The 21,454-nt window shown below is 56.8% G+C and carries 23 protein-coding genes; 7 read left to right on the top strand and 16 right to left on the bottom strand.

Annotated elements, in window-relative coordinates; genetic code table 11:
* The first annotated feature begins 25 nt into the window (after positions 1 to 25).
* On the top strand, positions 26 to 481 hold the full coding sequence (locus HZ995_RS02830; RefSeq protein ID WP_209357168.1) for a methylated-DNA--[protein]-cysteine S-methyltransferase: 456 nt from the start codon (positions 26 to 28) through the stop codon (positions 479 to 481).
* Here the strand turns inward: HZ995_RS02830 and HZ995_RS02825 are convergent.
* The 14 genes from HZ995_RS02825 to HZ995_RS02760 all read right to left on the bottom strand — a co-directional run bounded on the left by HZ995_RS02825 (position 478) and on the right by HZ995_RS02760 (position 13,499).
* On the bottom strand, positions 478 to 1,170 hold the full coding sequence (locus HZ995_RS02825) for a CDP-alcohol phosphatidyltransferase family protein (protein ID WP_209357167.1): 693 nt from the start codon (positions 1,168 to 1,170) through the stop codon (positions 478 to 480). The genes HZ995_RS02830 and HZ995_RS02825 overlap by 4 nt on opposite strands.
* Positions 1,171 to 1,216: 46 nt before the next feature.
* A complete protein-coding gene (locus tag HZ995_RS02820; RefSeq protein ID WP_209357166.1) occupies positions 1,217 to 2,536 on the bottom strand; it encodes an ATPase in 1,320 nt (439 codons plus the stop codon).
* Between the two features lie 148 nt (positions 2,537 to 2,684).
* On the bottom strand, positions 2,685 to 3,170 hold the full coding sequence (locus tag HZ995_RS02815) for a prepilin peptidase (RefSeq protein ID WP_209357165.1): 486 nt from the start codon (positions 3,168 to 3,170) through the stop codon (positions 2,685 to 2,687).
* Complete coding sequence (locus HZ995_RS02810; RefSeq protein ID WP_209357164.1) at positions 3,170 to 4,018, bottom strand: tetratricopeptide repeat protein; 849 nt, start codon at positions 4,016 to 4,018, stop codon at positions 3,170 to 3,172. Before HZ995_RS02810 ends, HZ995_RS02815 begins: the two co-directional genes overlap by 1 nt.
* Before the next feature lie 34 nt (positions 4,019 to 4,052).
* Positions 4,053 to 4,628, bottom strand: coding sequence for a tetratricopeptide repeat protein (locus HZ995_RS02805; RefSeq protein WP_209357163.1), 576 nt, complete (start codon positions 4,626 to 4,628; stop codon positions 4,053 to 4,055).
* A gap of 10 nt (positions 4,629 to 4,638) precedes the next feature.
* Entirely contained in the window at positions 4,639 to 5,619 is a 981-nt protein-coding gene (locus HZ995_RS02800; RefSeq protein WP_209357162.1) for a type II secretion system F family protein, read from the bottom strand.
* Positions 5,620 to 5,628: 9 nt separating this feature from the next.
* Positions 5,629 to 6,597 (bottom strand): type II secretion system F family protein, encoded by a 969-nt coding sequence (locus HZ995_RS02795; RefSeq protein WP_209357161.1) that lies wholly within the window; start codon positions 6,595 to 6,597, stop codon positions 5,629 to 5,631.
* 5 nt (positions 6,598 to 6,602) lie between these two features.
* Positions 6,603 to 8,042 carry a CpaF family protein gene (locus HZ995_RS02790; protein WP_209357160.1) on the bottom strand — a complete coding sequence of 480 codons (1,440 nt, stop codon included), beginning with the start codon at positions 8,040 to 8,042 and terminating at the stop codon, positions 6,603 to 6,605.
* Between the two features lie 12 nt (positions 8,043 to 8,054).
* Complete coding sequence (locus tag HZ995_RS02785; RefSeq protein WP_209357159.1) at positions 8,055 to 9,365, bottom strand: AAA family ATPase; 1,311 nt, start codon at positions 9,363 to 9,365, stop codon at positions 8,055 to 8,057.
* A 276-nt stretch (positions 9,366 to 9,641) separates the two neighbouring features.
* A complete protein-coding gene (locus HZ995_RS02780) occupies positions 9,642 to 10,286 on the bottom strand; it encodes an OmpA family protein (RefSeq protein ID WP_209357158.1) in 645 nt (214 codons plus the stop codon).
* 13 nt (positions 10,287 to 10,299) lie between these two features.
* Positions 10,300 to 11,700, bottom strand: a complete 1,401-nt coding sequence (locus HZ995_RS02775) for a type II and III secretion system protein family protein (RefSeq protein WP_209357157.1) — start codon at positions 11,698 to 11,700, stop codon at positions 10,300 to 10,302.
* Positions 11,701 to 11,890: 190 nt separating this feature from the next.
* Entirely contained in the window at positions 11,891 to 12,751 is an 861-nt protein-coding gene (cpaB, locus tag HZ995_RS02770) for a Flp pilus assembly protein CpaB (protein ID WP_209357156.1), read from the bottom strand.
* Positions 12,752 to 12,924: 173 nt separating this feature from the next.
* Positions 12,925 to 13,128 (bottom strand): Flp family type IVb pilin, encoded by a 204-nt coding sequence (locus tag HZ995_RS02765; RefSeq protein WP_209357155.1) that lies wholly within the window; start codon positions 13,126 to 13,128, stop codon positions 12,925 to 12,927.
* Between the two features lie 158 nt (positions 13,129 to 13,286).
* Positions 13,287 to 13,499: a hypothetical protein gene (locus tag HZ995_RS02760; RefSeq protein WP_209357154.1), complete on the bottom strand. Its 213-nt coding sequence runs from the start codon at positions 13,497 to 13,499 to the stop codon at positions 13,287 to 13,289.
* 379 nt (positions 13,500 to 13,878) lie between these two features.
* Here HZ995_RS02760 and HZ995_RS02755 point away from each other — a divergent pair, with 379 nt between their 5' ends.
* Complete coding sequence (locus tag HZ995_RS02755) at positions 13,879 to 14,697, top strand: lytic transglycosylase domain-containing protein (protein ID WP_245168732.1); 819 nt, start codon at positions 13,879 to 13,881, stop codon at positions 14,695 to 14,697.
* On the opposite strand, the gene HZ995_RS02750 is transcribed toward HZ995_RS02755, so the two are convergent.
* Both HZ995_RS02750 and HZ995_RS02745 read right to left on the bottom strand, forming a co-directional pair.
* Positions 14,694 to 16,067 carry an L-serine ammonia-lyase gene (locus HZ995_RS02750; RefSeq protein WP_209357153.1) on the bottom strand — a complete coding sequence of 458 codons (1,374 nt, stop codon included), beginning with the start codon at positions 16,065 to 16,067 and terminating at the stop codon, positions 14,694 to 14,696. The two genes, HZ995_RS02755 and HZ995_RS02750, sit on opposite strands and share 4 nt — an antisense overlap.
* Complete coding sequence (locus HZ995_RS02745) at positions 16,067 to 16,762, bottom strand: glutathione S-transferase family protein (RefSeq protein ID WP_209357152.1); 696 nt, start codon at positions 16,760 to 16,762, stop codon at positions 16,067 to 16,069. The genes HZ995_RS02750 and HZ995_RS02745 overlap by 1 nt, the downstream gene beginning before the upstream one ends.
* A 190-nt stretch (positions 16,763 to 16,952) precedes the next feature.
* Between HZ995_RS02745 and rpiA the strand changes: the two genes are divergently transcribed.
* The 5 genes from rpiA (at position 16,953) to HZ995_RS02720 (ending at position 21,407) form a co-directional block, all read left to right on the top strand.
* Positions 16,953 to 17,741: a ribose-5-phosphate isomerase RpiA gene (gene rpiA / locus HZ995_RS02740; protein ID WP_209357151.1), complete on the top strand. Its 789-nt coding sequence runs from the start codon at positions 16,953 to 16,955 to the stop codon at positions 17,739 to 17,741.
* Between the two features lie 9 nt (positions 17,742 to 17,750).
* On the top strand, positions 17,751 to 19,106 hold the full coding sequence (gene gor, locus HZ995_RS02735) for a glutathione-disulfide reductase (RefSeq protein ID WP_209357150.1): 1,356 nt from the start codon (positions 17,751 to 17,753) through the stop codon (positions 19,104 to 19,106).
* 80 nt (positions 19,107 to 19,186) lie between these two features.
* On the top strand, positions 19,187 to 20,335 hold the full coding sequence (gene hflK, locus HZ995_RS02730) for an FtsH protease activity modulator HflK (RefSeq protein ID WP_209357149.1): 1,149 nt from the start codon (positions 19,187 to 19,189) through the stop codon (positions 20,333 to 20,335).
* A complete protein-coding gene (hflC, locus tag HZ995_RS02725; protein ID WP_209357148.1) occupies positions 20,335 to 21,216 on the top strand; it encodes a protease modulator HflC in 882 nt (293 codons plus the stop codon). Before hflK ends, hflC begins: the two co-directional genes overlap by 1 nt.
* The gene (locus HZ995_RS02720) at positions 21,213 to 21,407 is read left to right on the top strand and encodes a DUF2065 family protein (RefSeq protein WP_209357147.1); all 195 of its coding nucleotides are present in this window, start codon (positions 21,213 to 21,215) and stop codon (positions 21,405 to 21,407) included. The genes hflC and HZ995_RS02720 overlap by 4 nt, the downstream gene beginning before the upstream one ends.
* Positions 21,408 to 21,454: the final 47 nt, after the last annotated feature.

Below are 21,454 nucleotides of genomic sequence, written 5' to 3'. Positions count from 1 at the left end.
GGCAACCGTTTGAAACAGTTCCCCCATGGCGGTTCAATGTTTCGATAGCCCTGTTGGGCGTCTTTCCATCACAGAAGAAAACGGCGAGATCACACGACTTGATTGGGTCGGGGAGCCTCAAGGTCATGCGGACGTGCTAGACGAGGCGGTCGCGCAGCTGGCGGCCTATTTTGCTGGAGATCTGACGGCCTTTGACCTGCCTTTGCGTGTCCATGGCAGCGATTTTCAACGCGCTGTCTGTGATGAGATGCTCAAGATCCCTTTCGGAGACACAGTCACCTATGGCGATATCGCCAAAGCTCTTGGTGTTTCGGCCCAGCCCGTTGGCGGCGCTTGCGGTGGCAATCCGATCCCGATCATCATTCCCTGCCATCGCGTCATGGGGGCAGGCGGCAAGCTGACCGGTTTTTCCGGAGCAGGGGGTGTTGAGACGAAAGTCGCGCTCTTGCGCCATGAATGCGCGGCGGGGCTTTTGATCTAGCCGCGCTCGGGGATGATCTGCTGCACGATGCCAACGAGGGTTAGATAGACCGATGTCACAATCAGCCCCCAATGCGCCCAGCTTTCCGGGTGGAAATCGACCCAAGCGGCCCAGCCCGCAAAGACCGTCCATGCCAGCGCCATCGGCAGAGACACCACGCGCCAGCGCTCGGTGCGTACCGGGTGGATAAAGCGCAGGGGCAGGAACATCGCGAGGGCCAATAGGCTTACCAAGGCCAGAGATACCCAGAAATTCGGCTCGATGGCAAAGATCACTATAACCAGCATGTTCCAACATCCCGGGAAGCCCGAGAAGGAATTGTCCTTTGTTTTCATGCGTGTATCGGCGAAGTACAAAGCGCTGGCGAAGGTGATGACGATGATTGCAAACCATCCGGTCCAGCCTGCCATCAACCCCGATTTGAAGAGGGCAAAAGCCGGAATGAACACATAGGTCAGATAGTCGATGATGAGGTCCAAGAGGACCCCGTCAAACTCGGCAGCATTCTTTTTGACGTCATATTTCCGCGCCAAAGGCCCGTCGATCCCGTCCACCGCAAAGGCCACCACGAGCCAAAGGAACATAAGGCTCCATTTCGCGTCTACAGCGGCCAGCATCGCAAGCATTGCGAAAACAGCACCTGACGCGGTGAGCAAATGGACGGAGAGGGCTTTGATGCGGGGTGTCATGAAAGTGTCATGACCGAAATGCGCCTTTAGCGCAATGGAGGATCCCCTACTTTGTGATTTCCTCGTCTTTCACAAACATATTCGCCCAGGCGCGGTCGATGAGGTCGGGCGACATCTGACGCGGCATCGCCTCGAAGTCGCAGATCGAGATCATCTGATCGATCAGGAAACCCGGTTGATAGTTCGCATAGACGTTGTTGATCTCGGGGTAGCGGACTTTCATCAGATGGACGAGCGCCTGTTCATCAAGCTGCAGGCCTTTCGCACGTGCCACGAGGCCAAAGATCTTGAGGAAGTCTTCCTGGCTTGGCCCATCGACTTTGATCTTGAAAAAGATTCGGCGCAGAGCGGCTTGGTCAAAGATCTCGTTGGGGTGGAAGTTTGTCGAGAAGATCACCAGCGTGTCAAAGGGTGTCTCGAATTTCTCACCAGATTGCAGCGCGAGGATGTCGCGGCCTTCTTCAAGTGGGACAATCCAGCGGTTGATCAGCGCTTGTGGTGGCTCTTGCTGACGGCCCAGGTCGTCGACGATGAAGACACCGCCTGCGGCCTTGAGTTGCAGCGGCGCCTGATAGGTGCGGGCCACGGGGTTATAGACCAGATCCAGCATGTCCAGTGTCAGCTCGCCTCCGGTTACAACCGTCGGACGCTCACAGCGCACATAGCGCGTGTCAAACTCGCGACGCAATCGCAGGGCGAACCGGTCTTCGCCTTCTCCTTCGCTTTCGGCTTTGGAGTGCACGATAGGGTCATAAACGGTGATGACTTGGCCTGCGTATTCCACAGCGCGTGGCACAAAGATCTTGTCGCCCAAAGAGTCGCGGATCCCGTTAGAGATCGAGGATTTACCGTTCCCCGGAGGGCCATACATCAGGATCGAGCGACCGGCAGAGACCGCAGGGCCGAGGTGATCCAGCAGATTATCTGGCAGAACCAGATGCCCCATGGCGTCAGTCAATTGCGTGCGCGTGACCTGAATGTTGCGGATGGACTGGCGTTTCACCTGCTCGGCATAAATGTCCAGCGGTACGGGCATCGCGCCGTAGTATTCTGACTGCGCCAAGGCATCCTGCGCACGGGCGCGGCCTTCGTCGGTGAGCTGGTAGCCCATTTCGTTGGCGTTGTTGGCGTTCAGTGTACCGGTGGCTTCGAGGAATTTTTGACCACGCGCCAGATCGATCAGTTCTTGTGTGACGGCGACGGGAAGGCAAATCGCCTCGGCCACTTCGCTGACCAGCGTCACGTTCTTGCGGAACATGGTTTTGATCAGAATATCGCGCATCATAACGATAGGCAGTTGCATGTCCTCCATGCGTTTGGGTGCCGGAGGGGGCGTCACTGTCGTGTCGTTGAGTTGGATATTCATATTGGGGCCTCAGATAGTCTTGGCCCTAAGGTGAACAGGTCCCGTGGCGAAAATGAGGCGCTTGGGTGTCAACTTTAATGACGTGAGAGACGGTCGGACCCTGCGAAACTGGCCGCAACTCTGGAAAATATGTTTTTATTTTAACGTGTTAAAGGAATGGTGTCGCCAGATAGACCACCAAAGTAGGCCCCAGAGCCAAACCCATAGGGAAGTCTTTTTTCATGGTCCAACTGTCCCAGTCCGGGAACATCCGACGAATGGCAGTGTGCTTGGCGACCCGATGTGCGAGCCATGCCGCCAGAAGGGCTGTGGCAAAGATCAGGGCGATCTGGGAGAGATCCGCGAGCGCCACGAAAGGCGCGGCTGCGGCGACAAATTTGGCGTCTCCGGCCCCGACGAGGCCACCTGCATTCAGGCCCATACCGATGAGCAGCGCGACCACGAGGTGAACATAGCGCCAAAGGTAAACATCAAAGGGAAGCGCCACTAGACCCACGATCGCAAACACAGCGAAGAGGGCCACCACAGATGGGTTCGGAATGCGCATGGACTTCATGTCCATATAGGCGACATAGATGCAGATCGGAGTGACAAAGGGCAGAAACCAGCTGGCCGCCCAAGGTGTGAGCTCCATCAGGTGCTTTCCAGAGCGCGCAGGGACCGGACCGCGGCTTCAAAGTGCTGCGGATGCGTGTCGATGGCTTCGCGCAGCAGCGCTTTGCCGGTTTGCACATCGCCCTGTTTGATCGCCGACAGAGCCAGCGTGTGCAAAAGCTGCGCTTTTTCAGTCTGTTCCAATGGGATCACTGGCAGGGTGTAGTTGCGCTGTGCGCCGCGCGCCAGAACGAGGTTGTTCTTGGCAGTGAACAGGCTGTCATCATTGCGTAGAGAATCCATGAACAGGCGTTCGGCGGCGGTGAAATCGCCACGGCTGAGTTTGGAATAGCCCCAGTTGTTCAGAACACCCGCAGGACGGGTCGTCAGGCCCACGGCGATCTCATAGAAGCTATCCGCCTTGTCCCATTCCTGATTGCTGTCAGCAACGATGGCTTCAAGGCGATAGCGCTTAAAGCTCTCATGCGTCGGAGGTACGCTGTCCAGTACTTTGTCGGCCTCGTCCCAACGCCCGGCACGGATCAGCGCATCGGCCAGATCGACCTGATCGTCCAGAGTGGACTCTGGCAGTTTCACCACGCGCTTCCACGCGGCCACGGCCTCTTCGCTGCGCTTGGCGCGGACCAGAGAGATCGCCCAGCCGCGTTGGAAATCAACGCGTTTGGGATCTTCGGCGGCTTTCTTCGAGAAATAGGCCACTGACTCTGCCGGATCGGCCATGGTCAGCATGATGTCGTTCATATTGGCTTCGTCGACGGCGTTGATCGCTTCAACCGCGCGTTCCACTTCGGCTTCGGTCGCCTTTTGACATCCCGCCAAAGCGAGAGTCGCACTTAGCCCAAGGCCGATAAGGGTCAATTGGCGCATTTTCTGCGTCCTTTACTGCTCTTGCCCTGTCCAATTATGGCGCGCCGGTCAGCAGGTAGCCCCCATTGCCCAAACGCACCAGTTTGAACTCTTGATCTAATTGTTCGCCATCATATGCCGAATTTTCCAATTTTGCGAGCGCTAAGCGTAAATTGTCCCGAACTGAGTCACTTTGGCCATTGTCCATCGCATAGGCCTTGCGGAAAATCTGCGCCGCTTCGGCGGTTTCGCCGCGTTCCATGAGGACGACGCCAAGATTGTTCCAGATTTCCGGGCGGGTTTCATCGGCTTCAATCGCTTGGCGCAGTTGCGTTTCTGCTTGGCCCAATCGACCAAGGCCAATGTTGGCGGTGGCCAGAGACGCAAGCACCTCGGCGGTAAATCCCTGCTGCCCTGCCGCGCGGGTATAGGATTTCAGGGCGAGCTCATACTCGCGGGCTTCCATCAGGCGATGGCCGACGAGCAAAGGATCCACGGCCTCGGCGCGCGTGTCGATATCAGGCGCAAAAGGGCTGTCCTTGGATGCGCCAAGGCCGCCAGTGTCGCAGGCGGCCAAAGTCAGGATGAAAAAGAGAGGGGCCAGAGAACCTGTCCCCAAATGCCGTGTCATAAAGTGCCCGTTACCCGCCGAAGTTCATAATATTCGCGATCGACGGCGCGACCAGAATGATCAAGAGCGGCGGCACCGTCAGCATCATTGTGGCAAGGGTCATCTTGGTTGGCAACTTGTTTGCGGCTTCTTCGGCGCGCATCACACGTTTGTCACGCATCTCGCCCGAGTACACCCGCAGGGCTTCGGAAATTGGCGTACCGAAGGATTGGGATTGGTTCATCACGGTCACAAAGCTTGAGACATCAGGCACGCCGCAGCGCTCACCCATATCTGTCAGCACCTGAGATTTGTCCTTACCGGCTTTCATCTCATGGGCAACGATTTCATATTCGTCGGCCAAAGACGGGTATGAGGCACGCAGTTCAGCGGCGACGCGGATGATGGCCTGGTCCATAGATTGGCCCGCTTCGACGCAGACAAGCATCATGTCCAGACTGTCAGGAAAGCCATAGGTGATCTCTTCTTTGCGGGCTTCTACGCGGCGGGTGATCCAGTATTTCGGCAGGAAATATCCCGCGGCACCAGGGCCAAGCACGTACATGATTGTCTGTTGCGTGGTGGCGGTTTCAGTGTCCAGAGCGGTCACGAAATAGGCCACGCCCAAAATCAAACCGATGATGCCAAGCGCCAATTGCGCAAGGTAGAAGGCGCGCACTGCGTCCTGCGACTGATACCCGGCCTGAATAAGTTTCAGGCGTACAGAAGAGAGTTCTTCTTGGTCTTTGGGCTCCAGAAAGGCTTTGTACTTCGCAAGTTTCTCGTTCGGAGACGCGCGACGCAGCTTTTCTTTCTTTGTCTCAGGTTTCTTCACCACCGCGCCTTCGCGACCGGCGTTGGCCAGTTTGGTCATCGGGTCGTCGCGCTCTTTGAGCATCAAGACAATGGCAACCGCGATGATGCCAAGGCCAAGCACACCGACTGCGATGATCGGGCCAAAGGGGCCGAGAGCACCGGTGAGGATCGTGGTCAAAGTGTCAAAAATCGGCATCTTCCACTCCTACACTTTGATGTTCGTGAGAATGCGCATCACGAAGAGGTTCGCGGCCAGGAACATGCCCACGGCGATACAACCCATGATGAACAGTGGATGATCGCGCACGCCGTCATAATAGTTCGGGTCGCTGACGTTGATGAAAATCAAAGCGGCGACAGGGAAGCCTGACAGGAACTTGCCCGACCATTGCGCCTCGGCGGTGATGGCTTTCACACGGCGGAACAGGCGGAAGCGGGCGCGGATCACGCGGGACAGACCTGCGAGGATCTCGGCGAGGTTGCCACCGGATTGCTGTTGGATCGCCACGGCAACGGCCAGAAAGCGCATGTCTTGCATATCCAGACGTTCGGCCATTTCCTTCAGGGCCTCGGCCACATCGCGGCCATAGGCGCTTTCGTCAGCAATCATGCCAAACTCTGTGGCCAGCGGATCTGGTAGTTCCTTGGCAACGATTTGAATGGCAGAAGAAAACGGGTGACCAACTTTCAGGCTGCGCACCATCAGTTCAATCGCGTCGGGCAGTTGCTCTTCGATCAAAGCCATACGTTTGTTGGCTTTCATGCTGACCCAAGTGTAGACGCCTCCCACGCCAACGGCGGCGGCAATCACTGCGTTGACCATCGGCCCTGTGTTGGTCGCGATGGTCATGGCCATAAAGGCCATGCCGGCGAGAACGCCCATAATCATCATCAGCTGTTGCGGCGAAAATGCGATCGCCGCGCGCTGAGCCTTAGAGGCCAGCAGGGAATAGAGCGGAATGCCTCCGGTCTTTGCGTGGGCTGCCATTTCCTTGCGGAGCTGTTCCAGAACGTCTTGGCGTTTCTGGCCCTTTTCCATCATGTCCAGGCGGCGGCTGACGCGGTTGTTCAGGCTGATGGACTTGCCGAATACGGTCAGATAGGCGCCTTCGACCAGAACGACGACACCGACAAAAATCAAACCATAGATTAAGAGTTCGGGGCTAATTGGCATCTGACTTACCCCGTAACCGGTTCATAGATATGGGCGGGCAGGTCATAGCCCCACATGCGGAAGCGCTCTGAGAAGTGGCTGCGCACGCCGGTGGCCGTGAAGTGGCCGATGATTTTGTTTTCTGGAGTCAGGCCAGTGCGTTGAAACTTAAAGACTTCTTGCATCGAGATAACATCACCTTCCATGCCGGTGATCTCTGTGATCGAAGTCATGCGGCGTGTGCCGTCCTGCAAGCGGCTGGCCTGAACGATCAGGTTCACCGCCGAAGAGATCTGAGAGCGGACTGCCTTGATCGGCATCTCGATACCGGCCATCGCGATCATGTTTTCCAGACGGCTCACACCATCGCGCGCAGAGTTCGCGTGGATTGTGGTCATGGATCCATCGTGGCCTGTGTTCATAGCCTGCAGCATGTCGATAACTTCTTCGCCGCGGGTCTCGCCGACGATAATCCGGTCTGGACGCATCCGCAGGGCGTTTTTCAGACAGTCGCGCGGGGAGACTTCGCCCTTGCCTTCCACATTCGGCGGGCGGCTTTCCATGCGACCTACGTGTGTCTGTTGCAGCTGAAGTTCGGCGGTGTCCTCGATGGTGAGGATCCGCTCGGCGTTGTCGATAAAGGAACTCAGTGCGTTGAGCGTGGTGGTCTTACCAGAGCCGGTACCACCAGACACGATCACATTCAGACGAGTCGCAACGGCGGCTTGCAGATAGGCGGCCATCTCCTCGGAAAAGGCGCCAAAGCCGACGAGATCGTCGATGCCAAGCTTGTCTTTCTTGAACTTACGAATGGAGACCAGCGAGCCATCCACTGCAATCGGCGGCACCATGGCGTTGAAACGCGACCCATCCGCCAGACGGGCGTCCACATAGGGGTTGGATTCATCCACACGGCGACCCACGGCAGAGACGATCTTGTCGATGATCCGCAACAGGTGCTTTTCGTCCTTAAACGTGATGTCGGTCAGCTCGAGCTTACCGGAGCGTTCCACAAAGATCTGTTGTGGGCCATTCACCAGAATGTCGTTGACGCTTTCGTCTTGCAGAAGCGTTTCCAGTGGTCCGAGGCCGGTGACTTCGTTGTAAAGTTCCTGGAACAGCTGGTTGCGTTCCTGACGATTGAGAACAATCGCTTTATCTTCAAGCACTTCGGTCGAGATCGCGCCGATTTCGGTGCGCAGCTCGTTTTCCGATGCTTTTTCCAAAGCAGCAAGGTTCAGGTTGTCCAGAAGCTCTCGGTGCAGATCGAGTTTGATTTCCTGCAGTCGTTCCTTGCGCTTGCGGTCCTTGTCAGACGCCTGAGCCTGCGCGCGGGCCATCGGCATTGGCTTGCGCAGGGTTGCGTCAACTGGCGCTGCCTCGGCTGCCTTTGGCGCAGTGGCTGCGGCCTTGGGGGTCGCATTGACTGGCTGGGCCTTGGTATCTTTCTTATAGCGGCTGAACATGCTCTTTATCCTCTACCCAACTCGCGCTGATTTTTCTTCGAGCTCCACAAGGCTCTTTGCAAGTTTTGCGATTTCCCGACGAAGCGGGTTTTTGGACGCTGAAAGCGCCAGTGGCTGTCCGTGGTCTCCGGACGCCGGAATAGCTTTGCCGCCGTCCGGCAGCTGAATTTCGATCGAGATGCCGAGGCTTTCCGACATGCGCTTGACGCGGGATTTGCCGGCAAGATCGGTGAATTTCGGGGCGCGGTTCAGGACATAACGCAGTTTTTCAAAAGGCATGTCCTCGGCCTGAAGCGCCCGTTTCATGCGCATGGTGTTTTGGGCCGAGCGCATATCGATATCCGTCAGTGCGAAATAAACATGGGCGGCCTGCAGAACCACTTCGGTCCATTGCACGATGGTGGTTGGCATATCGACCACGACGAAATCAAAGTGGCGGCAGGCCATGTCCAATACGCGCTGCACATCGTCATTGGTGATCAGATCCAGCGGCACCATATCGGTCGGCGAGGTCAGAACGTTCAGAGCGTCCTCGTATTTTTGCAAGGCTTGACCGAAGCTCTCGCTGTCCATGCTTTCGGTGTCCGTCAACAGTTCCAGCACCGCGTCACGGCGAGGCAGGTCGAGGTAGGTCGAGACCGAGCCGAATTGCAGGTCGAAATCAATGAGGCAGACAGAAGGGCTGTCTTTCTTGGAAACGGTGGCCATTTCCCATGCCAGGTTCGTGGCGAGAGTCGACGCCCCAACGCCACCGGCAAGACCGTGGGTGGCGATCAGGACACCATGCGCTTCGGGCGCGTCTTTTTTCAGGTTGACTGATTGGCCTTGTTCCGCTGCGGGTTCCGGATCAGGCACTGCCGTGAGTGTTGGCGCTTGCTCTTCTGGCTGCGCGGGTGCCACTTCGGCTTCCTCTTCCGCATGACGGAGAGTCTCTACGATCTCCATCAGCTCTCCAGAGGGCGGGGGATAGGGGATGAATTCGTCTGCACCCATGCGCAAAAGCTGGTGGAGCAGGGCGGGGGTGACGTCTTCGGCGATCAACAGCGTGCGAATGCCGCGTTTCTTGGCCTCAATGACCACGCGTTTCAGCAGATCCGGCTCGTCTTCGTCAAGATCGTCGATGGCGAGGGCGATAAATTCGAGATGTTGGGCTTCGGCCTGGTCAAAGAATGTCAGCGCATCAGAAAAGCCCAGGTCGCCCCATTGGTCGCCCATGACTTCTTCCATATCTACGATGAGCAAGTCAAAATTCTGCACATCCCGACAGACCGTACAGGCCAGGATCGGGCGCGGATCAGATTCAACTTTCAAACCACTCTTCATTGCCTATTCCTTAGATGCAGACGCTGCCTGTCGTTGTTTGATTGGCGTTGCCTGTGTCTGACTCGTGCAGACATGGTCATCCTTCAGGATGTTTTTGACGTCGAACTGGGGCGGAAGTTGGGCAAAAAGATCGAATAAATGCGGTAATATCTGCGGTATTTCGTGATTGTTTCGCCTTTGGGTTGTGCGTCACAGACTCGAGTTTACCAATGAAAAGACCCGCCAAAAGGCGGGTCCAGTTCAATTTTGCGACTTATGCCGTCGCTTGAAAACGGTTTACTTATTGGTGGACGGTACAGCACCTGTCGGCAGAGGCACCGCGCTTGCGACATACTCGCGATAGATAATGGCCGCGTATTTCCCGTCCAGCACATTCGGATGGCCAGCGACAAAGCCCGAAACTTCGGTGACCGTACGGCGATTCTTGCGTTCGCGGTCAGGGGTCGCGATGACCGGTTGGGTTTCACCAAAGGAGACCAGAGCCTCCAGGCGGTCGCGCGAAATGCCCTGGCTGGCAAAATAGTTCACCACCGCATTGGCGCGGCGTTTGCCGAGACGTTTGTTGTAGCTTTCCGAGCCAACCGCATCGGTGTGGCCATAGACGTTAAAGCGCACTTCTGGGAATTGTTTGATCCAATCCGCCTGTTGGCGCAGCGTTGCACGCGCCTCTGCATCGAGAACCGCCGAATTGAAGGCGAAGGTCACGGTGCTATCGACTTCGGATGCAAAACGGTTGCCCAGATCGATCGCGTAGGCCTTGTCTCCATTGTGGATGGCTGTGTTATGCGCCGTCGCGGCTCCGAAATGCCCGGTCCGGTCCAGTTCTGCACCGACCTCTCCGAACCAGTTTCTATAGGTGTCCTGCGGTGTCGAGCAAGCTGCGATCAAAGCCAAAGCGGGAAGGGCGATCAGATGTTTCATGTCCACGCCCCCCTTAGTCCAGCACGTAGCCATAAGATCCGCCAAAGTCTTGCTTGGCGACCTCGGCAGCAGCGCCTTTCGGCTTTTTGCTGCGCCCAACAACACGGCCATGTAGGAAAAGATCCTGCTCTGACGGGGGTTTAACGTTATCCGTTGGCAATGCGATGGCTTCACCAATGGTTGGCGTCACCAGATGCGCGGTGACGATGATCACGAGCTCGGACTGGTTGCGCTGGAAGGATGCGCTGCGGAACAGAGACCCCAGGATCGGAATGTCGCCCAGCCATGGCAACTGGCTGGTTGCGTCCTGGAAATCCTCGCGCAGAAGGCCTGCGATGGCAAAGCTCTCACCGTCGCGCATTTCCACAGTGGTTGAGGCCTTGCGTGTGCTGATTGCCTGAATAGTGATCGTACCGTTGGTGAAACCATTTGTGGAATCAAGTGCGGACACTTCGGTATTCAGTTCCAGATTGATCAGATCGCCATCGACAACACGCGGTACGAACTGAAGGCTCACACCGAAGGGTTTGAATTCGACCGAAATCGTACCGTTGTCTTGCGACACCGGGATCGGATATTCGCCACCGGCATGGAATGTCGCTTGCTGACCCGAGAGCGCACTGAGGTTTGGCTCGGCCAGAGTACGGACCATGCCACGTTCTTCGAGTGCCTCAAGCAGGATGCCAAGTTGAACATTGCCCACGCCAAATTCAAAGGCGATGCCGCCAGCCACACCATCTGTGATGGCAAGAGGTTGGCCAAGAGCGTTGTCGCCCGCGAGCCAGGTGCCGCTTTCGCCGCGCACCGAATTGCCGCCAACTGCAACCGAGGAAGAAAGTGATTTAGAAACAGAGCGTTGCATCTCTGCAAAGCGGACTTTCAGCATGACCTGCTGAACGCCGCCAACCGTCATTAGGTTGCTGACCCGCTCTGGCGCGTAGCGTTCTGCAAGATCAAGTGCGCGCTGCAGTTTCTGAGCGCTGGAAGCGGTCCCAGAGAGCACAATGCCATCATTCGCGGTGCGCACGTCGATCTTCTCGTTCGGAAGGATCTGACGCAGACGTTCTTTGAATTCCGAGATGTCCGCGGCCACGCGCACATCCACATTGGTGATCAACCGACCGCTGGCATCCAGCAGGGTCAAGGTTGTCGTGCCCGGTGCCTTGCCCAGCACATAGATCGTGCGGTCCGACAGGGTCGAGATATCGGCAATCGTAGGATTGGCGATGGAAAGTTCTGCAAAAGGGGTGTCGCTTTCTACGACCACGGCGCGGTTCATTGGAACGCTTAGAAGGGACCCCGTTCCATTGCGCATCACGCGCAGGGTTTCTGCTGCACTGAATGAGCTCAGAAGGGGTGTACACGCCAGCGTCGCTCCGACGAGCGCCGCTTTCAGGATATTTCTATATGTCATGTGACCTGCCTCTCGATCACGCCTCTGTTGCGGGTCTTTGCGCCCACGATTGGCAACACCATGCGCTAATTTCACTTTTTTTGCAAGAATCAATGACTTCTCCTGCGTTTTGAATGTGTGAAATCGGTGGCATGTGCCTCAAATGCAAAGGGCGCCCGTGGTTGGCGCCCCGCTAATTGTTTGAAATGACTCAGTTTGAGCAGGGAATGGCGATCTCGACCACCTCGGCGCCACGGCGGGTGCGGATGGTGCAGACTTTCTCTTCCTCGACCACTTCGGCCACTTGTTCTTCTTCCTGGATACCCAGCAGAGATTTCTGATCCACCTCGATGGTTTGCGCGATGGTGTCGTCCGCCGCGCCCACGAGGGAGAGGGACAAACGGCCAGAGTTCTGGGCTTGAGCGAGCGCTGCCACTTGAGCCGGGCTCACAGCAACAGTGACGGTGCGCGCAATCGTACCTTCAACAGCGTCAACGTCAGAGTTCTGGTCAATCGCGATCAGATCCACACCGGCTTGGATCAACTTGGTGATGTCACGGTTGCCACCTTCGCGGACAGCACGGACAGAGCCTGTCCAGTACACGTCGACACGGTCACCCGGGCGCAGGAAGCCAGACACGCCACTGGCCACATCCACTCGGATTGCAAAAGCGCGCATGCCTTTGGAAAGACGTGTGGTCAGGCCAGCGCCTTCGCCGGGCTCAGAGATCTTGATGGCCATGATCGGCTCACCTGGTTCCATCGGACGCAGAACGTGGCGGGCGTCGGAATTATTGTTGGGGAAAAGCTCTTCGCTGGAATTGAACACTCCAGCGGGCATGGAATTTTTCGGCCATTTGATCAGCACGACGTTTTCTGGATCGAGTTTCTCGCCATATTTCATGGTGGCTTTGGCAACCATGATGTCGACGGTTTCGATCGCAGGCTTAGCGGCTTGGCGTTCCTGAGCCAAAGCCCGTTGATAGCCTTCGATATAGTTTTGCGCCATGTAGACGGCGAAACCGGCAAGGCCGACACCGACAAGCAAAACGACTGCAAAAATACCACGCATGGGGTCCCTCATTTCTAGTGCCGCAGAGGCATTCGCAAACAAGGTGCCTGAAGAATGTGGCGAAATAACGGAAAGGGGGGGTTGGTTTTAAGGCCATTTGGCCGAATGAAATGCGTTATAGAACGCCAAAATCTGGCGCAGATCCGCCAGATTGAAACGGATTTATATTCTGTTTATTCGCTTGGCGTTGCGACTGTTGTCGTTGCGTCCCATGCTTGTACGGTCGCGCCGATGTCAGCTGCCAGTTGGTTGGTTTCTGTTTCCACAATCGTGCCCGCCGAAATCGCCAGCCCGACAAGGCCAGCTGTCAAAACGACCCATTCCACGGTAATTGCACCGGAGTCGTCCCGAAGGAAATGCTCGAAAAACTTAGCCATTTGGACCTCCCTCGTCAGAAGGTTTAATAGTTACGCGGAGAATTCTTCGTCCTGGGTGGGCCTGTGGCCGCTTTGATCTTAGTGGGGCTTTTGCCCGGAAAGTAAAGCGGCCGCGCCGGGAAGGGCACGGCCGCACTTGGTAAAACCGTTGGGCTAAATTAGCCGCCTACAGTACCAGTTGGTGTAGAGGAAACCGCTACGTTTTCTGCGCCTACGGTTGCGCCGATGTCTGCTGCCAGCTGGTTGGTTTGTGTCTCGATGGTGGAGTACGCTGCGACTGCCAGACCTACAACTGCTGCGGTCAGAACAACCCAGTCTACAGTTACTGCGCCGTTTTCGTCTTTGCGGAAGTTTTTGATGAACTTGATCATGATGTGTCCCTCCATAGGATCTCTAAGTTTGTGTTTCACCGCCCCGGGTCCGTTGCTGGCCGTCTCTCTCTTTGGCCTGTTCCCGACTTGGTATGAGCATATATAGCTGTGAGAATGCGGCACGATTGGGGCACGAATGGCACGATTTTTTGCGGCTCAGATATTTTCCTAAAAAAATCTTTAAAACACTGAAAAATAACAAAATAAAAATCAGAAAAATTCGTATCTGTTTTGAAAGGGCTTGGATTTAGCTGTGTTTTTCAACCTTAAGGATGGGCTCCTGGGGGCCAAATCCCGCTCTGAGGGCGCAAATTTTCGCAAATAAATCCGCTGGCCGTGTCATAGTCGGCTTGAGCAGGTTCATTTGGGTGAAAAAAACATGACTCGTTTGCTGATGATTGCGACTCTTGTGGTGTCACTTGGGGCTGCCGGCGGGACTTGGGCGCAATCTGCACCCGCTTTTCCGGATTTTTCGGCCAAACGCGTTAAACCGCCTGCGCCGGGGGCGAAAAAGCGCATCAATGTTCAGATTGATTCCGCTCCCGTCGTGCCTGCGCCGGTCTTGCCGGTGGATATTGTCTCGCCCAAAGGAGCGCCTGAGCCGCTCTACGAATGGTTTTGGGACGCGGTGGACCCGTCGACCGCGACGTCGTCAGGCCCCGGACGGGTGTCCGATGCTCTAGAGGTTTTGACGACGCCTTCAGCGCAGGAGGCCTTGCCGCCGCCGCGCCTTCAATCGCTTCAGGATATTGTAACGCTTTATGGGCTGGACATTATGCTTGCGACAATCGGGACGGATGTCTCGCCGGCTTTGGCCTTGTCGGTGATCTATGTGGAATCGGGCGGGAAGATCGATGCGGTCAGCGGGGCTGGCGCGCAGGGGTTGATGCAGTTGATCCCGGCGACGGCGACGCGCTTTAATGTATCGGATGTTTTTGATGCAAAGGACAACATCACCGGTGGGGTGAGGTATCTGGATTGGTTGATGGGCGAGTTTAGTGAGGATCCGATCCTCGTGCTGGCCGCCTATAATAGTGGCGAGAACGCGGTTCGGAACAATCAGGGCGTCCCGCCGTTTGCAGAGACCCGCAACTATGTGCCGCGCGTTCTATCAGCGTTTTCCGTTGCAAAGGGGCTCTGTATCACGCCGCCGCTGTTGGCCAGCGACGGCTGCGTGTTTGCGAACTTGGGGAACTAGCAGTTCGGCACGTTGACGGCGAGGCCCCCTAGCGAAGTCTCTTTGTATTTCTCGTGCATGTCTTCACCGATCTGGCGCATGGTTTCGATGCAAGCGTCCAGCGGCACGAAGTGTTCGCCGTCGCCCCGCAGGGCGAGTGAGGCCGCAGACACCGCTTTGACCGCGCCCAAGCCATTGCGTTCGATGCAGGGGACCTGAACGAGGCCTTTGACCGGATCGCAGGTCATGCCGAGGTGATGTTCCAATGCGATCTCGGCGGCGTTCTCAACCTGCTCGGGCGTGCCGCCCATGACGGCGCAAAGCCCAGCCGCCGCCATAGCGGAGGCGGAGCCGACTTCGGCCTGACACCCGGCCTCGGCACCAGAGATTGAGGCATTAAATTTCACGAGGCCGCCGATGGCGGCGGAGGTCAGCAGGAACTCATCAATCCGGCTTTGGGTGGCACCAGGCACGTGATCGAGCCAGTAGCGGATGACAGAAGGCAAAACGCCAGCGGCTCCGTTGGTCGGCGCGGTTACCACCTGACCTCCAGCCGCGTTCTCTTCGTTAACGGCCATCGCATAGGCGCTCATCCAGTCGTTGATGGTATGGGGCGCTGTCAGGTTCATACCGCGTTCCGCCATCAGAGCGTCATGGATCGACTTGGCACGGCGACGCACATTGAGGCCTCCGGGGAGGGTGCCGTCGTTGGTAAGGCCGCGGTCGATGCAGTCGTTCATGACCTGCCAGATGCGGGCGCAGCCTTTGGAGAGGTTGTCCGCCCCGCCGCGTGATATTTCGTTGCTACGCTTCATGTCGGCGATGGATTTGCCGGAGGTCTCGGCCATCTGCAGCATTTCGGCGGCGGATTTGAAGGGATAGGGGACGGGGTCGCCCTCATCCGTGGCCTTCCCTGCGGTCAGTTCGGCCTCGGTCACAACAAAGCCGCCGCCGATGGAATAGAACGTCTCTTGCAGGATCACGTCGCCTTGGTTGTCGGTCGCCATCAGGATCATGCCATTGGCGTGGCCCGGCAGAGCGGGGCCAAAATCAAAATGCAGGTCGTCTTTTGGATTGAACTTGAGCGTCCCGAGGCCTTCGGGCGAGATCTCGTGGCTTTGGTGGATCTGCGTCAGGGCCGTTTCGGCCTTTTCGTGATCATAGGTGTCTGGTCGAAACCCCGCGAGGCCAAGGATCGTGGCGCGGTCTGTCGCATGGCCGACACCGGTGAAGGCAAGCGAGCCGTGCAGGCTGGCCTTGACGCCTGCGAATTTGAATGGGCTTGCGCGCATGATGTCCAGGAACTTCGCGGCGGCCACCATCGGGCCCATCGTATGGGACGACGACGGGCCAATGCCCACTTTGAACATTTCAAAAACCGAAAGGAACATCAGGCGGTCTCACTTTGGTACATGTAGAAGTTTTCGGGGTGGCTGAAAGGCTTCTGACCGAGGCCTTCGGCTTTGATGAGCTCTGTGACAGAGGCGCGGGTTTCTAGGCGTTGCACCATCTGCTGAAGGTGCGGCCAAGCGTCAGCAGTGATCTGGCGGTAGTCTTTGGACGGGTAGATTTGGGACCAGCGCAGGGTTGCCGCGACATAGAGGTCAAGGATGCTGACCTCGGGGCCATTAAACCAAGCATGCCCTTCACCCGCGACGTCATTGAGCAAAGAGAAGGCGTGTTTGATGTTTTCGACAGCGCCGGCGCGCAGGGCCTCGTGGGCCTCGCTGGTATATTGATCCGGATAAAACCGCAGGTTCAAATTCGCATGCAGTGTGTTTGACACATAAAAGAGCCACTTCAGCGCATGTGCCCGCGCGGGATCATCTGCCTTTGGGAACAGCGCCTGATGTTTGTCCGCCAGCCACAAGAGGATCGCTCCGGTTTCAAACATCACGCCATCGGGCGTTTCCAAAGCCGGAATGCGCCCGGCCGGGTTCAACGCCAGATACTCCGCTGATTTATGCGCCCGCGTTTCGCGATCCAGCAGAGCGCATTCAAACGGCACCTCTAGCTCTAAAAGAGCGAGGCGAATAATCAGGGACGCATTGTCCGGCGCATAGTGAAGGCGATAGGCTGTTGTCATAGATTGAATTTAGTCAGATTCTGTCACTCAAATACGGTGATTTGCGACGTTTCCTATCGGAAACAAGACGGGGTTTCCACCTGCTCGTTGCACGCTCTTCCCAATGAGGCGGAATTCCTCGTTAAATGCCCCTCGCAAGCGGGTCTTTTTGCACTTATAACCTTAGCAACAGGTATTGATGGAGCTGCCAATGTCCACCGAACTCTCTCCGATTGATAAGGCGAAATTCGTTGCTGCGAAGAAAGCTGTCGAATTTGTCGAAGACGGGATGCGCGTGGGGCTTGGGACCGGATCGACGGCAGCTTGGATGGTGCGCTGTCTGGGTGAGCTGGTGCGTGACGAGGGACTTAAGATCAAAGGCGTTCCGACATCGACCCGCACAGCGAAGCTCGCGCGCGAGGTCGGGATTGAGGTCGTGAGCCTTGATGCTGCGAAGTGGCTGGATATCACCATTGATGGCGCGGATGAGTTTGATGGCGATCTGAACCTCATCAAAGGCGGCGGCGGTGCACTGTTGCAGGAAAAGATCGTGGCAACCGCCTCAGATCAGATGATCGTCATCGCGGACGCCGGCAAAGAAGTTGAGACGCTGGGCCAGTTCCCCTTGCCGGTCGAGCTTATTCCCTTTGGCTGGCAGACCACGCAGGCGTTGATTGAAGAAACGCTGGTGTCGCTCGACGTACTGGCGCGTAAATCTACTCTTCGCATGAATGGCGATACACCCTTTGTGACGGATGAGGGCAACCATATCTTGGATCTTCACCTTAAGCGGATCGGCAATCCTCAACAAACCGCGATGGTCTTGAACCAAATGCCGGGCGTCGTGGAAAATGGCCTTTTCATCGACATCTGTGACAGAGTTGTGATCGGTTATGGGGATGGAAGAGTCGAAGTGCGCGACATAAATGCAGGCACGATAGAAGAGAATATGCTGGATTTCGTCGAGAGCGAAAACGTGTTCTCAGATCTTGCGGACTAAGGACCTAATATGAGTTTTGACTATGATCTCTTTGTCATCGGCGGTGGCTCCGGTGGCGTAAGAGCCGCGCGTGTGGCGGCGGCTGAGGGCGCGAAAGTGGCTTTGGCAGAAGAGGACCGCTATGGCGGCACCTGCGTGATCCGGGGCTGTGTGCCTAAGAAACTGATGGTCTTTGCCAGCGAATATTCCGGCATGGTCGAGGACGCGCAGAGCTATGGATGGGATATTCAGCCCGGTGCGTTCAATTGGGATGCCTTTAAAGGCAAGCTGCATGCGGAACTGGATCGCCTTGAGGGCATCTATCGCAACCTGCTGAAAAACAGCGGTGTCGAGAGCTTTGATCAGCGCGCGAAACTCGCGGATGCCCATACGGTTGAACTGGCCGATGGCACCACGAAAACTGCGAAACATATTCTGATTGCCACCGGTGGCCGTCCGGTCTGGCCGGATCTGCCGGGTGCGGAACTCGGCATCTCCAGCAATGAGATCTTTCATCTGGAGAAATTGCCTGAATCGATCCTGATCGTGGGCGGCGGCTATATTGCTTCTGAATTCGCCGGCATCATGAACGGGCTTGGAGTCAAGACCACGCAATATTACCGCGGTGCGCAAATCCTGCGTGGCTTTGATGATGAAGCGCGTGGGTTGGTTTGTGAAGAAATGTGCCAACGTGGAGTCGATGTGAAACTCGGCACCAACGTGCTTGAGATGCGTAAAGAAGGCGACAAGATCTGGGTCAAAGCCACCAATGGCGATGAACAGCTCTTTGATCAGGTGATGTTTGCGACAGGCCGGTCTCCGAATTCGAATGACCTTGGCCTTGAGGCGCTGGGTATCGAGCTGGGTCGCAAAGGTGAAATCTTGGTGGACGACTATAGCCAGACGAAAGTGCCGTCTGTCTACGCCATCGGAGACGTCACCGACCGTGTGAACCTCACCCCTGTGGCGATCCGCGAAGGCATGGCCTTTGTGGAAACTGTCTTTAAGGGCAATCCGACGAAGCCTGATCACGAGCTGATCCCAACTGCGATCTTCACGCAGCCGGAAATGGGCACCATTGGCCTTTCTGAGGAAGAGGCCTGCGAGCAAGAGCCGATTGAGGTCTATGCGACCTCGTTCAAACCGATGCAGCAGTCTTTCGCAGGTCGCAGCGAGCGTGTCCTCATGAAGCTGATCGTAAGCCAAGCCACCCGCAAGGTTCTGGGCTGTCACATCGTGGCCCCCGGCGCGGGCGAGATGATCCAGCTTGCGGGCATCGCCGTGAAGATGGGTGCAACAAAAGAAGACTTTGATCGGACCGTGGCCGTTCACCCGACCATGTCTGAGGAATTAGTCACAATGAAAGCCCCTGTGCGCACCGGATAGTGGGGCGCATGGGTTGATTTTCCTGACACATTGCACAGTTTAGTGTCAGGCCTTTTATGATGAGAAAGGGATAGACCTTTATGGCAGGCAATTCTGGCGGCCCCTGGGGGGGCGGCGGCAACAACGGCGGTGGGAACCGCGGTGGCAACAATGGGAGCGGCAATCGCGGAAACGGCGGTCGTCGTCCCGATGACCAGCCCCAAATCCCCGATATTGATGACCTGATGAAAAAGGGTCAGGACCAGCTGCGCGTTCTGATGGGCGGTCGCGGCGGCTCTGGCCAGTCCGGCGGCTCTGGCGGTGGCGGAGATCTTCCGACCCCGGGTCGTGGTGTTATGACCTTGGGTATTATCGCCCTAATTGGCATCTTCTGGGTGTGGAACAGCTTTTACACTGTTCGTCCAGAAGAGCAGTCTGTTGAGCTCTTCTTGGGTGAGTACTCTTCGACCGGACAACCGGGTCTGAACTTTGCGCCATGGCCAGTTGTGACCGCCGAGGTCATTCCGGTGACCCGCGAACAGACCGAAGATATCGGTGTTGGTCAACGTGGCTCTGATGCGGGTCTGATGCTGACTGGTGACGAAAACATCGTCGACATCGATTTCCAGGTGGTTTGGAACATCAACGATGCGCAGAAATTCCTGTTCAACCTGCGTGACGCGCAGCTGACCATCCGCGCCGTGTCTGAATCGGCGATGCGTGAGATTATTGCGCAGTCCGATCTGGCTCCGATCCTCAACCGGGATCGTGCGTCCATTGCGGAGCGTTTGCAGGATCTGATCCAGTCGACGCTTGATAGCTATGACTCCGGCGTCAACATCGTCCGTGTGAACTTTGACAAAGCCGACCCGCCAACTCAGGTGATTGACGCTTTCCGTGACGTTCAGGCCGCTGAGCAGGAACGTGACCGGACCCAGAAAGAAGCTGACGCCTATGCCAACGCTGTCCTCGCGGGCGCACGTGGTGAAGCAGCGCAGGTTCTCGAAGAAGCCGAAGCCTATCGTGCCCAAGTGGTCAACCAAGCGGAAGGTGAAGCGAGCCGTTTCTCTGCCGTTCTGGAAGAATACCGCAAGGCACCTGAGGTGACACGCAAACGTCTGTACATCGAAACCATGGAAGAGGTTCTGGGCCGCGTCGATAAAGTGATCATCGACGATGCCGCCGGTGGCGACCAAGGGGTCGTGCCATATCTGCCTCTGAATGAACTGCGCAAAGGGAGCAACAACTGATGACTCGTTCTGTAGCTTTGCTGGCCGTTCTGGCCGTTGCCCTGCTGACCGCACTGTCCTCGATCTTTATCGTGGATGAACGCCAAAAAGCGCTGGTTCTGCAATTTGGTCGCGTTGTCGACGTCAAAGAAGACCCGGGTTTGGCGTTCAAACTGCCTCTGATCCAAGAGGTCGTTTACTATGACGACCGTATCCTCAGCCGTGACCTTGATCCGATCGAAGTCACGCCTCTGGATGACCGTCGTCTGGTTGTGGACGCCTTCGCGCGGTATCGGATTGCTGACGTGAACCAGTTCCGTCAGGCGACCGGTGCGGCGGGCGATCAATCCATTGCGGTGGCGGGCCGTCGTCTGGATTCGATCCTGCGCTCCCAAACACGGGAAATTCTGGGTTCGGTATCGTCTAACGACATCCTCAGCTCTGACCGGGCTGCTCTGATGCTGCGGATCCGCAATGGCGCGATCCGCGACGCCGAGGCGCTGGGCCTCGAGGTCATCGACGTGCGTCTGAAACGCACTGACCTGCCGCGTGAAAACCTTGACGCGACTTTCGCACGTATGCGGGCGGAACGTGAACGGGAAGCGACCGATGAGCGGGCCCGTGGTCAAGAAGCCGCGCAGCGGATCCGTGCGCAAGCGGATCGTACTGTGGTCGAGCTGACCTCGGATGCGCGCCGTGATGCGGAAATCATCCGCGGTGAAGCGGATGCGAACCGGAACGCGATCTTTGCTGAGGCCTATGGTGCCGATGCCGAGTTCTTCCAGTTCTATCGCAGCCTCGCGGCCTATCGCGCGTCTTTGCTTGAAGGCAACTCGACCATGGTGATCTCGCCAGATTCCGAGTTCTTTAACTATCTGAAATCCGACCTCGGAACCCAATGATCGAAACGATCCTCTTGGCCCTCGGGCTGGTTTTAATTCTGGAGGGGCTGGTTTATGCACTGGCCCCTTCGCTTATTGAAGAGCTGCTTAAGGCGCTGCAAAGCCTCTCCATAGCGCAGCGGCGACAGATCGGAATATTGGTTCTGGCGTTGGGAGTCGTTGTGATCGTGATGGCGCGTCAATTTGGCTAGCGCTGAGCGCGCCGCAGAAACTAGGGGCGTCAAACCCCCACCCCAGA

This window comes from Cognatishimia activa (assembly GCF_017798205.1).
Lineage (GTDB): Bacteria > Pseudomonadota > Alphaproteobacteria > Rhodobacterales > Rhodobacteraceae > Cognatishimia > Cognatishimia activa_A.
This window is presented reverse-complemented; position numbering and strand designations above follow the sequence as displayed.